The sequence below is a fragment of the Pseudomonas sp. NFACC43 genome (assembly GCF_900119645.1).
In the GTDB taxonomy this organism is placed as follows: domain Bacteria; phylum Pseudomonadota; class Gammaproteobacteria; order Pseudomonadales; family Pseudomonadaceae; genus Aquipseudomonas.
Window position 1 is genome coordinate 22,899 of record NZ_FPKK01000025.1, and the last position, 14,547, is coordinate 37,445.

Sequence of the window (14,547 nt, forward strand, 5' to 3'; positions counted from 1 at the left end):
GTCGCCCATTTCAACGCCAGTTGTTCAGTGCCGGTGGCTCTGCTGAGCCTGCATGTACTGGCGCAGGAGCTGATTGATACGTGTCTGATAACCTGCGCCCTGCCCCTTGAACCACTCAAGCACATCAGCGTCCAGGCGAATAGTCACGGCCTTCTTTACCGGCACATGCAACTCGGCCCGGCGAAAAAAATCTTCACCCAGTTCAGGAACATCGCTGGTATCGATGTCCTGGTCGTCCATCTTGGCCAAGCGCCCCCAGTCAGTTTTCGATGCTTTCGACATAATATTTGGCCTCCTGTCGGGTGGCTTTTCGGGCAGAGATGATGCGGATCACATCGCCCCGCTGTTCGGTGTACACGACCACGCCAATCAACGCTTTGATCCAGCCGATGCTAATCCAGCGCTCTTCACCGTAGTCCATCCGATCATCACGCAAGGTGATAATCGGATGCTTGAAGACGTCCAGTACATCCTTGAAATCGATACCGTGCTTGCGAATGTTGGTCTCGTTTTTGGCTTCGTCCCATTCAAATCGCATGGGACATCCTGTATTTACTGATGTACATACAATACTCTTCTTGGCATAGATGCACAGCTCCCTTTCAGCCAGGCGGCATCACCGTGGTAGCCAGGATAAAAAATGGAGATTTTCGAAGGAGTGAGACTACCCCCGCATCAACGCTAGTGGCGGAACGGTTTATCCGAAATCAGACGCCTCCTGTTCAGAGGTACGAAAGATCCCGTACAAAGCAACGAACGCGCTGCGAAGCGCTAGAAGGTAAAGGGAATCAGTGTGGCGGAGGGTCAAAGATGGACAGAGCGTGAGGCTCTCTAACGACTGATCACCGAAGACCAAGACCAGCCCCTCTTCATTTTTCGCTTTCAGTTCAAGCGCTTAGCCGCTAAGGAAGTACCATTCGCACAGCGCTTGCTCATTGAGGATTGAACAGAAATAATAAAAAGATATTTTTATGATCGCGGTCCCGTGACAAGCGGGACACTTAAATCTCTCCCAGACAATAAGAGACTACAAACATGACAACCAAACAACAACTCAACGAAGCCAGCAAATTTCTTAGCTATATCCTCAGACATGAACCGCAAGCTATCGGATTGCAATTGGATAGCGAAGGCTGGGGAGAAATCGAGTCCTTAATAGCTGGCGCAACAAAAATTGGAAAAGCTTTGGATATTCGCCTTATTCACGCGATCGTCAGCAACAGCGATAAAAAGCGTTTCAGCATTTCGAAGGATGGGCAACGCATTCGTGCCATGCAGGGGCACTCAACAACCAGTGTCAACCTTAATCATTTTGAGAAAACACCTCCGGAATTTCTCTATCATGGCACTGCACGTCGTTTTCTAGACTCAATTAGGCAACAAGGGCTAATTGCAGGCACACGTCATTACGTGCATTTGTCGCAAGATGTAGCAACTGCCGTTAACGTCGGACAGCGTTATGGAAGTCCTATTGTAATAAAAATCGAAGCCTTGCGAATGAGCCAACAGGGCTTCAAATTTTTCCAAGCAGACAATGGTGTCTGGCTCATTAGCGGCATTCCTGCAGACCAATTAACACTAGACACTTACCCTTCATTTGAAATCTTAAAAGACTTAGCAATTACGTGCAACGCCACTCCAACTGAGTGTAAAAACAATCGATAGTGCCTATAATCCGCTACCCCACGGGTCTTGCCATCTATATCCAGCAGCTCCGATAGCTCATACTCTACAAGCGAATTAAGTAAAGAAATATCACCATCATCCGGACAAACAAAAATGCTATAACCCGGAAATGGCGCTTTAAAAAAATATTTAGCATTTAAAAATCTAATATTTTTCTTTGCCAAGCCACCCGCGCAACTTTCAGACTCATAAAATATTTCCAAACTTAGATCACCACCCGAATAAACCATATCCACTTTGTCCTCCCCGTCGAGAGGTAAAAAGCTGTCCATATCGAACATTTTTTTCGGCCTAGATAATTTCATATTCCAATCACCTCCTAGCATTCTGCACTGAGCCGCCATAGTTTTTATTTAATTGATCTTGCACCAACTTATCAAAAGTCACATCACCATAAGCATAAACACCAGTTCTATCAACCCCATACCACTGACTTTTAGGTACACCAGCATTTATCAGCGCTGTCGAGCTTCTCGTATTAGCTATGACCTTTTGACCGTCAATCAAAACATAATCAAGGGGCACCTGACTAGGTTTTATTATTCCCTGCTTCAAAGCTTCAGTGAGATCACTAACCGTATTTATCGGCCGTCCTGCAGCTTGAGAATAAATCACTTTCCCCTCGTCACTAAATTCCTTAGTTGACTTAGCTAAAACCTGAGCGAAAGCACCATCATCTAAAACCCCTACTACTGGAGTTTTGACTACTCCGCCAAGTATTGTGCCGCCTAGCCCCCATGCGTTTAACAGGCCCTGTATACCCCACATGACCCGCTCGGTACTGGTAGCCGTCTCCCCAGTAATAGGGTTCTCACCACCCGCCGCCATGTAGCCCTGGCACCCTATACCAGCCAGACCAGCCCCGCCACAGCCCGCCGAGAACAATTCATTGGAAAGACCTTTAAGCTGAGCTTCCGTAGTCTTTTCAACCAATTCATTTTTCGCTATCGCTGCAACCTTCTGCTCCTCTGAGGCTGGTTGCAGAACCCACTCCTCCCCCTGATCTGTCGTTATCGACTTATCGGTAACAACGCAATATCCGCTTGCGCAGGGGATCACATCTCCAGGGTTGGCTGTCCAAACAAAAGCACGCGTGAAATCGCTATCTTCTGCTAACGGTTCGTTCTTAAGAACGCTAGAGCTCTTGGCAATAAGCTCCGCGATATCCTCGGAAAGACCTTGGCATTCAGTTGTCGCCGTATCGCCACACTTCTTGGCGTACTCCTTCTGTAGTCCCTGTAATGAAATCCTCTCTATGTCGCTCAGATGATTGTTCTCAACAGCATTTTTCGCCGTTCCTGCGCCTATCGCAGCGTCAAAAGAGTCGCCCCCGGCAAGCGCACCGGATAGCCCGCCGACTAATGTCGACAGGGCTGAGATTGTTTGCTTTTCCGCATCCGTCAGTTGATCGCTGGACTTGCCTGGATAGAGCTGGCGGGCGATCAGCTCACCGGCAGTTGCTCCTGCGGCGCCAGCCAGTGCCGAGCCTTCCTGCGTTTTTGCCAGAACTGCACCGAGTACGGCATGCGCCATCAGGTTGGCTGTGTCATCTCCTTCTGTCATCTGCTTAACGGCCTGGGCCAAGTAAGGCGCGGCGCCCCCTCCCAACGCAGCAACAATGTCGCCACTGAGAATGCCTTGGACAATCCCGGCCACGGCTTGGCTGGCCTTTTGAAAGCTACTGCCTGTTCCGTAATCACGTTGAACCTGTTGGCTGATTTGCTCAGGTGTCGGATCGGACACGCCACTGTCGTTCAGTTTGTCGTGCGCAGCCTTGTAAGCCTCGCTATTCGAGTCCTTAGCCTCTTCGATCCGCGCCGCTGCAACAGCGCTTCCAATCCCTTTCACCAACTCTATCGAGCTCTTCACCAGCTCGATGCGGTCGTTCATAGCCTCTTCATCAGGCTTATCGAGCTTCTCGTTGGCATTGGCGGTATCGCGGTTCAACCCGACTACATCCTTCGCACCTTCCGGATTGCGAACGATGATCGTGCCTTCGCTCACGGCACTACGTGTGTGGCTCTTATCCGACTCGCTGAGGGAGATCCCATACAGCCCCCCCACCGAAGCTGAAGCACCGCCGGCACCATAACTGCCCGAGATGCTGGCACCTGCGGACTGTGCCTGGATTTCACTGACGTTCTTGATATCGTTGGCGATGAGCCGGTCGGTGATCAGCGTGTTCTTGTCTGCCGAAGCATCACTGGCAATCACACCGCCTTCGAGAGTGGTGGTCTTACCCACGTCGACCGTGTAGCCACCCGTTCCGGCAAAGAGACCGGTCTGGTCCGTGACCGCTTTGTATTCACTGTTCATGTTGCCAGCAGCCACATTTGCCGAAGCTGCGACAGGCGTGCCATAGCAGAACGGTGGGATGCAGATGCTGGCACCAAAACCGCCGCTGCTTTGTTTGCTCTTCTGGTCCTGGGTGTCCTGGCGGGAAACGATGTTGAGGTTCCCGTCGATCAGCGCGTCGATTTTATCGGCGTGAACCTGGGCGCCTGCCAGCGTCGTGTCACCGCCGCTGCGCAACAAGAGCGAACCTGTGTCCACCGTGCTGTTGACCTGCGTAACAGAACTGCCGGTTCCCATCCCTTTTGCGAGCTGGGCGCCAAGATCCAGAGTGAAACCGTTCTGCTGGCCGATGTTGAAGCTGGCGCCAATGGCAGTTTTGTTATTGCTGTTGTGGTTGGACCAATTGGCGGTGCTCTGCGCGCTCTCCAAGATGATGTTGTTGCTGGCAAGCAAGGAAGTGCTACCCGCCTTGATGTTGCTGCCGATTACGTGGAGATCACCCTCGTTTTCCGCTGCATTGCCATTGGCAATGATGGACAAGGTACTGCCCGCATTGAGGGTGCTTTGCTTGGCAGTTTGGCTGGCATAGTCGCTAGTACTTTTGCTGTGGGTACTGGCGAGTTCCGTGCCGATTTTGATCAGCGAGCCGTTGCTCGCGGTACCGCCCTGTTTATCGGCGAATCCGGTTTTCTGAGCATTCGCGTCTTCGGCCATACCGCCAAGGTTGTAGGCCGCCAGGGCCGCCTGGGCCAGTTTCACCGCTTTGAGGCGAGGATCATCTGTATCTTTCGCAGCCTCCACCGACGTGCGAATGGTATTGACCGTGTCGATGATCGCACCACCGACAACACGTCCGACGGCCAGGCTGTTGGATTTGTCGACGGTGCTTTGTGTCGCTGTTTCCATACCCGCTGCGATGGTGACATTCGAGCCACGCAGGCTCATGTCCTTGGTGCTGACCAGGTCACTGGCTATGACGTTTAGGTCACCACCCGCCACGAGGCTGACGTTGCCTTTGCTGGAGCCTATAGTGCTGCCGGTCAAAGTGATTTGTGACGCCGTGCCGTTGTGTTTTTGGTTACTGATAGACAGGTGCTGGTTGCCGGTGATGTCATCGAGGCCCAGGTTGTTACCCGTCAACACACCCGTCAGATCGCGGTTTTTCTCCTTGTGCATTTGGGTGCGGGAAAAGGTGTTCTCTGCCGCGTTGATAGTAAGGTCACGGCCCGCACGTACTGCCAGGTCGCTGGTGCTAACCAATGCCGAGCCTGTTACGGTGGCATCCCGCTTGGCACTTACGGCAATGGTATCGCCCGAGATCATGCTACCCACGGCGGTCGTCTGGGTTTCAGTCAATTGATCCTGGACCTTGCTCGACTTCAAACCACCCCAGCTGCTTTTGCTTTGCTTGCGCTCGTGGCGTGCACTGTTTGAGTCGGTGGCGGCGAGGATTTCCACATCGTTGCCGGCGCCCAAGCCGACGCTGCCTTTTTCGGAGATGACATTGCTGCCTTTGATCGTCAGATCGTTGCCGGCAGTCAGTACGTTATTGCCCCCGGAAGTGACCGAGCTGGCAACGTTGGTAACAGAACTGGTCTCATCCAGCCGAAACTTCTTCCCAGAAGACGACTTCTTGGTCTTGCTGTAGAAGCTGTAATCCGAATCCTCAGCCGATTGCAGCACCAGGCTCGCACCAGCCACCAGGTAAGCCTCATCCCCCGCACTCACCCGGCTGGCAATCAAGCCCAAATCCTTGCCCGCACTCAGCGCCACGTTTCCGCCCGCCGTCACGCTGGTGGACACGTGGCTCACATGATCTTCCTGAGCCGTGACCTTCTTGCTCTTGCCATAGGCATGTTGCTCATTCGCCGCCGAAGCCAGGGTCAGGTCGCCGACAGAGCTCATGGCAATGTCGCGCTTGGCATCGATCTGACTGGCGACGGCGGTGAGGTTGCGGCCCGCGTTGGCAGTCAGGTCACGGCCGATGTCGAGGCTCGAGCCATACTGAGTAATGGTCTCGTCACGATGCGTGCCGCGGTTGCCATTGGAGATGCGCTCGGCCGAGGCAAGGTTGACATCACGGGTGGCGTTAAGGGTGGTATCGGCGCCGCTTTTCAGCACGCCGCCAACGTTGTTGATGTCACGCCCGGCGCTGATGGTCAGGTTATTTGCCGCTTCGATGCGCGAAGCGCTGTCGATGAAGTCGGTGCGCTCGCGGCGGTAGCCACTGTCGCTTTCATGGGTGGTAACGGTACGCTCGTTGCTCACGTCGCCACGGGTGGCGGTGAGGGTGATGTCGCGTCCGGCGATGATGCCACCGGCCTTGTTGACGAGGTCATTACCCGCCAGCAGATCGAGGCGGTTGCCGGCTTCCACCAGGCCGCTGTTGACCAGATCATTGGTGGCAGTAGCGGACAGATTGTTGCTGGCGCGCAGGGTGCCGGCGCTGTTCAGGTCTTTGCCGGCGATCAGGTTGACGTCGGCGCCCTGGATCAAGGCGCCATTGGCGGCCAGGCGGTTGTTGGCATTGGCCAGATACAGCGCCGGTACAAGGACTTGCTCGCCGTTGACCTCGACGTTTTCCATCCAGACGATGTCATGGGTCAGTGCCGCGACTTGTTCGGAGGTGAGGCTCACGCCAATGGACAGGTTGAGTGCCTGTTTGCTGACGATGGCATTGTTCATCAGGTATCTGAACATGTCCTCGTTGGAGGACTGACCGTCGATGAAACGCTGACCGGTGCGGGCGACTACGGCTTGCTGGATCAGGGTCTGCTCGTATAACCCATCTCCGAGGCGCTTGGCACTCTGGTCCGGGTTGTAGCCGAGTTTCTCCAGCAAGTAATCCGAACTCATGAACTGCCTGAGGTCAGTAAGCACCGGGTTGGTTTCGATCAGGTATTTGTGTGGATTGGCCGTCACGGTGCTGGTGGGCAAACCCTGGACGCGGTCGAGCGTGAAGTCGGCGCTACGGCCAGGCAAGGTGCCTGCCACGATGGTGCCCGAGGTGCTGGTATCGAGGCTGCTGGCCTGGTTGGAAACGCCGGTGGTTTGGCTGGCGGCGATGGTCAGGTCGAGGCTGCTGGCAGTGGGTTGGGTGATGTTTCCTACCCCGAGATTTCGCGCCTGGCCGGTGGGCAATACCTGTTGACGCTGGGCCGGGGTAAGGCTTGCGCTGCCCATGCTCCAGCCTTGAGGCCCACTGACAGCCGGCGTGCTATTGCCCTGCCCGCTCAGGCGGAACAGGCCGTTTTGACCGGCGGGCAAGCTGAAACCGGGCAAGGCGACCGGGTTGACCTGCTGTTGCGCCAAGTTAGGGGGCAGTTGCTGGTTAAGGGTGATGCGGGTGGAATATTGGCTGCCTGCTGCAGCCGTGTTGGTACGTGGGCCACTGCCGACGTAGCTGTAGCCCGGGCGTACGACGTTGTTGTCGATGTTGTTCTGAGTCGAGATGTTGACAGCGCCGCCGGCCTGGATCACGGCTGCGTAGCTTTGATCACCGCCGGCGAGTTGCCTGGTGCTGCCGAGATTGGTGTACTCCATTTCGGTCATGCCAATGAAATTGGCCATGCCGGCCTCAAGGCCACTGAGGTCATTGGCGTTGTAACCCGCGCTTTCGAACCAGTACTGGTTGGTGAAGTTGCCCGCCGCGGTGTACCAGCCGCCCGCATTGCGGGTCCGCTCGGAACGGAATATCCGCGTGGTTTCCGTCTCGCCGGTTTCGATGCCGCTATTGGTCAAGTTGGTCAGGGACGCGGTCAGGTTGCCGCCGCTGGCAATGGTGCTGCTCTGGTTCAGCAGATCGCCGCCACGCAGGGTCAGGTTAGCGCCGGCGGTAATACTGGAGGCCGCGCTGGCGGCGGTGACTTCAGTTTTCTCCCGCTGCAGGATTTCCCAGACGTGGTTCCGTTTACCGCTGCAATCCCCGGCGTTGTAGCCCTCAATGCACGCGACCTCGTAGATTTTGGCGGTGTAGATACCGCCGTTACCCACAGTCAGCAACGTACGGATGTTCTGGATCGTGCTGGCCGCCAGGCTCATGCTGGCGTCGCTTTGGATCGAACCGGATCGGTTGAGGATGCTGCTCGCCAACGCACCCTGGCCGTTACGGTCAATGGTGAGGTTGCCCAGGCTGTAGATGTTGGCGTCGAGGTTGTTCAGCGTGTCGACTCGTAGGCCCATGTCGGCCCCGCTGAAGATCAATCCCTGATTGTTTGCCAGCAAACCGGTCGTGACGGTCATCCCCTGACCGGCGCCCAATGTCCCCAGGTTGTGCACGCCAGCAGCGTTGATCACCAGGTTGGCGGTGGAGGTCAGCCGACCGGCGTTGTCCAGTTGACCGCTGACATTGATAGAGGTGTTGCCACCGCCAGCGATGCTGGAGTTGACGCTGTTCAGGCTCACTTGGGCGGCGCCAAGCCCCAGGGTGCCCTGGCTGCTTAGGCGTCCAGCGCCCCAGTAAGCACCGCTCAGGCCGAGACTCAAGCTGCCATTGCTGGCAAGCAGGCCTTCGTTGAACCAGTTGACGCCACTGCCTATGAAACTGTCCGAGGCCAATAGCTGGCCACTGGCGGTTTGGGTGAAGTTGTTGACGTTGACGTTCAGGCGCCCAGCCTGGATAACGCCGCTGTTGCTCCACATGTCGGTGGTGATGGTCAGCCCGCCACGGGTGACGAGCGTACCGCCAGCTCCGGTGACATTCGCAGTGGAGATGTCGAAAAGCCCGGTGCCTACGTGCAGCAGGCTGCCACCGGTATTGAGGAAGCTGGCGGCGCCAAGCGTCAAGTCGGTATTGGCAGTTTCCAGGGTACCGTTGCGGTTGTCGAACAGCCCGCCGATCTGGAAGTTGGTCTTGCCGCCGGTACCCAACGCACGCAACTGCCCCGTCTGGTTATCCAGACTGGCGGCCTTGATCGCCAGGGTGCTGTCACTCTCGATGATGCCCAGTCGGTTGTTCAACGCGCCGGTCAAATCCAGATCAATCTGGCTACCGGCAATCTGACCGTCGTTGTCACCGCTGTTGTCAAAATCGTTGGCCGTAACGCTGACCTTGCCTTTGGCGTAAAGGCCGCCGTTGCGGTTGTCGAAGTTACCCGTGATGACGGTCGCATCACCAGTCTGCGCCGAAATGCGCCCACCATAGTTATCGATCCCGCCTAGCACAGTCAGGCTCAAGCGCTGGGCCTGGGTGATGCCACCCTGGCGGTTGTTGTTCAGGTCGTAGCCGTTTTTCAACACGCCGGTCAGGTGGGTGTTGAGCAAACCTTGCAGGCTGGCGAGCACACCGCCACGGTTGTCAACGTGACGGGCGCTGACGAGCAGGTCACCGGCCTTGGCCTGGAGGCGACCGCTCTGGTTGTCCACATCGGTAGCCACGGTCAGGGTCATGGCGCCCTGGCTCTGCACGGTGCCCTTGCTATTGGCAAGAGTGGCTGCGTCGATCTGCACGCCACCGTTCTGGCTGTAGATCAAGCCATCGGCGTCGTTCTGCACCGCGCCAGCGGTGTTCAGGATGAGTTGATCGTTGGCCGCAACGGTGCCGCGATTGCGGTTGTCCAGGCCGCAGGTGAGCAAGGTCAGCAGGCCTTGGCTGGCGATCTGGCCGCCCTGGTTGTTGATTTGCGTAGCTTGCTCGACGCGCAGTGGGCCGAGGCTGGCGATCTTGCCGTTGGTGTTGGTCAGGGCCCCGAGCAAATCAAGGGTCACGGCGTCGTTGCCAATCAGGTTGCCGCCACTGTTATCCAACGCAGAGCCGGTGAAGCTCAGGGCTTTTTGCGCGTTGACGGTACCACCGGCATTACCCAGGGTCATGGCGTTCATGACCAGCATGGCGCCGCTGTCGATCAAGCCGTTCTGGGCGTTGTTCAGCACGCCACCGGTGACGGTCAGGGTCTGGTCGCCACCGCTGGACAGAATGCCGCCACGGTTGTCGATGCCTGCCGCGCTGACGGTCAGTTGTTTTTTACCCACCAGCGCGCCGGCATTGCTGTTGAGCAACGTCCCGCTGAGGGTGACGCTGACGTCTTCGTCGCGGCTCGACAGGGTGCCGCTGTTGCGGTTGTCCAGGCTCGTGGCGGTCAGGTCCAGGCCCTTGAAGCCGGAGGTCAAACCACCTTGGTTGAGGACATCACGGGCGCCCACGGTCAGCAGCCCGTTACTGATGAGCTTGCCAGCGCCGTTGTCGAGGTCGCGAGCAGTCAAGTCCAGGCTCTGGCTGCTGGAGATTTCGCCATTCTGATTGTTCAGGTCCCGCAGGTGCTTGAGGCTCAGTTCACCCGTGGTGGAAATCAGGCCGGCGCTGTTGTTCAGGTCGCCGGTTGCGGCGCCAAAATCGATGGCGATGGCACTGCCCAACACCGAACCTTGCTGGTTATTCAGGCCGCTGGTGGTGATGGTCAGGCCGTTGGTGGCGTTGATCAGCCCCTGGTTCTGGTTGTTCAGTGCGCCGGCAAGCTTCAAGTCGAGGTTCGCGCGGCTGGTCAGGGTGCCGCCGTTGTTGTTGAGGCTCGCGGCCTCGACTTCCAGCGCGGCTGCAGCGATCAGACCCTTGAGGTTGGTCAGGGCGTTATCGACCCGCACGGTCAGGGCCTGGTTGCTGAGCAGTTTGCCGTTGTCGTTGTTCAGGCTTTGCGCCGCCAGGGGGAATGCCTGGGCGCTGGAGATTTCGCCGCCGTCGTTGTTGACACCCTTGAGATTCTTGAGCACCAGCAGCGGTGCATTGATCAGGCCGTTCTGGTTGTTCAGCTGGCCTTGATTCAGGTCCAGGTTCAGCGCGGTATTGCTGAAGAGCTGGCCGCCTTGCTGATCGAGACCGGTGACGCTGGCGGTCAATGCACCGCCACTGGCGATGCGACCGCCGTCCTGGTTGGTCAGTTGCTTCGTGGTCAGGTCAAGGCTGGCAGCGCTGCTCAGGCGTCCGGACTGGCTGTTGTTGAACGCGCCGGTCTCGATGATCACCGCCTGCTTGGCGCTGATGCTGCCTTGGTTGCGGTTGTCCAGGCTCGCGCTTCTGAGGGTGAGGCCGGCGTCGGTGACGATTTCTCCGCCCTGGTTGAGCAAGGCATCGTCTAGGGTGAGGCCCAGCGCCTCGGCACTGGAAATGCTGCCCAAGGTGTTGGTCAGGCTCGCCGCTGTCATCGTCAGTTCGCCTTCGGCACTCACGACACCCTGGCTGTTATTCAACGCACCGGAAAAGACAGCGGTGAGGCTCTTCTGGCTCAGCAGCGAGCCGCCAGTGTTATCGAGTGTCTTGCCGATCAAGGTCAGGTCGCTCTTGCCTGACAACAGGCCCTTGGTACGGTTGAGAACATCCTTCACCATCAAGGCCAGTGCGCCGTTGGCGAGTACTTGTCCGCCGTCGCTGTTGTCCAGGGCATCACCCTTAACGGAAATGTCGGCCTGGCTCGAAAGTTCACCGCCACGGTTATTCACCGCAGAGACATTGAGCGTCAGCGTGTCGGTCGCACCGATCAGGCCGGCATTGCGGTTGTCCAGCGAAGTGCCGGCAAGCGTCAGCCCGCCGAGGGCAATCATCTGGCCGCCCTGGTTGTTCACGGTCTCGACATCGGCCGTGACCTTGGTTTTGCCGGCGACCTGGCCGGCGCTGTTGTCCAGGCTCGCCGCATCGATGTGCAGGTCGCCATCGGCGATCACCGCAGCGTTGCGGTTGAGCAACTGCTCGTCCACGCTCAAGACCAACGCACCTCGGCTGCTGATCAGGCCGTCGGTGTTGTCCAGTCGAGCACTGTGACTGTCAAGGGATTGGGCGGAAATCAGCCCCTTGATGTTGTTGAGCACCTGATCGATGCGCAGGGTCAGCGCCTGGTTGCTGATCAGCTTGCCGTTGCCGTTATCCAGGTTTTGCGCGGCGATCGTGAACCCCTGGGCGCTGGAGATTTCACCGCCCCGGTTGTCAACGTCCTTGAGATTCTTCAGCACCAGGACCGGCGCATTGATCACGCCCTTGAGGTTGTTCAACTGGCCGTGATTCAGGTCCAGGCTCAAGGCGGTTTTACTAAACAACTCACCGCCCTGTTGATCGAGCCCACTGACGCTGGCGGTCAGTGCCTTGTCGCTGGCGATGCGGCTGGCGGCGCCGTTGCTGACCTGGGTGGCTGTCAGGTCCAGGGTATCGCCACTGACCAGGTAACCGCCTTGGGTATTGTCGAAGGTGCCGGTGGTGATGCGGGTCGCGCCCCTGACGCTGAGCAAGCCATTTCGCTGGTTGTCCAGGCTTTGGCTGCTGACGGTCAGACCAGCGTCGGTGGTGATGGCGCCGCCACGGTTAATCAGCGCGCCCGAGGCAGCGAGTGCAAGCACGCCGACGCTGGTGAGGCTGCCGTCGGTGTTGTCGAGGGTGCCGACGTTGGCGCTTAGTGTGCCGTCGCTGTTGATCAGGCCCGCGACGTTGGTCAGGGCATTGTCCAGTCGAATATCCAAGCCCTGGCGAGCGACCAGGCTCGCGCCGCTGTTGTCCAGACTCTGCCCCTCAACCATGGTGGAGCCAGCACTGAACAGCAGGCCTTTGTTGTGGTTGATGATGGCCGCCACTTTCAGCCCCAGGTCGGTGCCAGCCAGGATCTTGCCGTTATCGCTGTTATTCAGGCTCTGGCCGTCAATGGCGATGCCGACTGTGCTGGAGATTTCCCCGCCACGGTTGTCCAGGACATCCACGTTGAGTTTCAGCGCTTCTGTCGCGCCTACCAGGCCACCGTTGCGGTTATCCAGGCTCTGGCCGCTGATCGTCAGCAGGCTTTGGGCAACCAGCTCACCGACCTGGTTGCTCAGTTGCGTCACGTTCGCGGTGAGGTCGGACTTGCTGGAGATGCGTCCGCCGCTGTTATCGATACGAGTGGCCTGCAGATGCACCGGGCCAACGGCACTGAGCAGGCCGCCGCGGTTATCCATCTGCGCGCCGTCGACACGCAACGCCGCCTGGCTGCTGAGCAGACCTTGCTGACGATTGTCGAGCTGGCCGACGGTCAATTGCAGGTCCTTTATGGACTGGACCTTACCGGCGCGATTATCCAGGCTACCCGACTGGACATCCGCAACACCCTTGGCGCCGAGGCTGCCCTGCCGGTTGTCTAACAGACCACTGATTCGCGCGGTCAGGCTGCCATCGCTGACCAGGCTACCCTCTGAGGTGTTGTCCAGGCTGGCTGCATCGATTGCCAGGCTCTTGCCGGAACCCAGCACACCGTTCTGGTTGTTCAAGGCACCGATCAGACCGATGTTCAGCGCCACGTCACCCATTAGCAAACCGTCGCTATTGTCCAGCGCAGTGCCGGTGACCCTGATGGTGGCGGAGCTGAAGACTTCACCGTCGTGGTTATTCAACTGCCCGACATTGGCCGTCAGGTTTCCACTGCTGCTGACGAGACCTTGGGTATTGAGCAGCTTGTCGGCGGTGACGTTCAGCGCGCCGTTGCTCAACACGCGGCCCTTGTTCTGGTTATCCAACGCTCCGGCTTTCACCGTGGCGGTTTGCCCGGCGCTAAGGGTGCCGCCCTGGTTGCTCAAGGTCTGCGCGACGTTCGCCGTCAGGTTACGGCTGGCAACGATGCTCTTGCCGTTATTGTTCAAGCTCTGCGCCGTGAAACTCACATCTCCCGAAGTATTACGCGTGTTGTCCGAATTGACCCCGGCTTCGATGATCCCGTTGTTACGCAGGCTGCCGCCGCTGTCCAGACGAATGCTGTCGCGGGCCACCAGGTTGCTCTGGCTCGTCAGGTCGCCCTGGGTTTTCACAGTCAACTCGGTGCCTGCATATACCGGCCCCCGGGCATCGAGGCTCGCAGCCTTGACGTTGACCGCGCCACTGGCCGAGGTGTCGGCCAGGCTCAGATGCCCATTGGCATCGAGCTGGATATCACCCCCACTGGCAATCAGCTTGCCGTCCAGTTTCACCCCGACCCCGGCCTCGGTGCCCACCAGCTTGATCGCCCCGGCATACATACCGCCCAAGGCAGAGGAGTCGATCGCCAGTTGCGGCTTGGCGCTGCCGTCATCGGCCCGTGCAGTGGCGTTGAGGGTGGCGGCATCGACGTCATTGCGCCCGGCGACGATGGTCAGGTTTTTCGCCTGGATCTCGGCGTTGATCCGGGCGCTGCGGGTGATGATTTCGAAGCGGTCGACGTTGTTCGCATTCAGGCCCGCGCCTTCGATGGCGACGCTGCCCTGGTCCACCTGGTAGCGGCTCAACTGGCCATTCTCGACGACCGGCTTGCCGGTGGTCAGGGTCGCCCGTGGGGTATTGATGAAGCCGCAGCCGTTGCAGGTGATGCCATAGGGGTTGGCGACGATGACATGGGCCGACTTCCCCGCCACTTCGGTGTAGCCGCGCAACTGGCTGGGATTGCCGCCGTTGACCTCGTTGAGGATGACCTTGGCCGCCGTGCCGTTGAGGTTCGGGTTGCCGAGGATGATCCCGCCCAGTTGCGTGGACTGGGTGCGGTTGGTGGCGTTGTTGAGGATCACGCCGTTGCTGCCGACGTTGTAGTCCTTGAACTGGTTGTGGGACAGGCCGCTGCCATTGGGCTTGGCGATGTTGACGATGGGCACGCC

5 protein-coding genes are annotated in these 14,547 nt (G+C 58.1%); 1 reads left to right on the forward strand and 4 read right to left on the reverse strand.

What is annotated here, in order from left to right:
- Positions 1 to 24: 24 nt before the first annotated feature.
- Both BT179_RS25875 and BT179_RS25880 read right to left on the reverse strand, forming a co-directional pair.
- Positions 25 to 282, reverse strand: a complete 258-nt coding sequence (locus BT179_RS25875) for a BrnA antitoxin family protein (protein WP_072432327.1) — start codon at positions 280 to 282, stop codon at positions 25 to 27.
- Complete coding sequence (locus BT179_RS25880; RefSeq protein ID WP_072432328.1) at positions 260 to 538, reverse strand: BrnT family toxin; 279 nt, start codon at positions 536 to 538, stop codon at positions 260 to 262. The genes BT179_RS25875 and BT179_RS25880 overlap by 23 nt, the downstream gene beginning before the upstream one ends.
- Positions 539 to 1,035: 497 nt before the next feature.
- On the opposite strand from BT179_RS25880, the gene BT179_RS25885 reads away from it, so the two are divergent.
- Positions 1,036 to 1,665 carry an RNA 2'-phosphotransferase gene (locus BT179_RS25885; RefSeq protein ID WP_083568926.1) on the forward strand — a complete coding sequence of 210 codons (630 nt, stop codon included), beginning with the start codon at positions 1,036 to 1,038 and terminating at the stop codon, positions 1,663 to 1,665.
- Here BT179_RS25885 and BT179_RS26665 read toward each other — a convergent pair.
- Positions 1,587 to 1,991: a hypothetical protein gene (locus BT179_RS26665; protein ID WP_143007983.1), complete on the reverse strand. Its 405-nt coding sequence runs from the start codon at positions 1,989 to 1,991 to the stop codon at positions 1,587 to 1,589. The genes BT179_RS25885 and BT179_RS26665 overlap by 79 nt on opposite strands.
- Before the next feature lie 7 nt (positions 1,992 to 1,998).
- Positions 1,999 to 14,547 (reverse strand): two-partner secretion domain-containing protein (locus BT179_RS25890; RefSeq protein WP_083569807.1); only part of this gene is annotated, 12,549 nt, incomplete at its 5' end.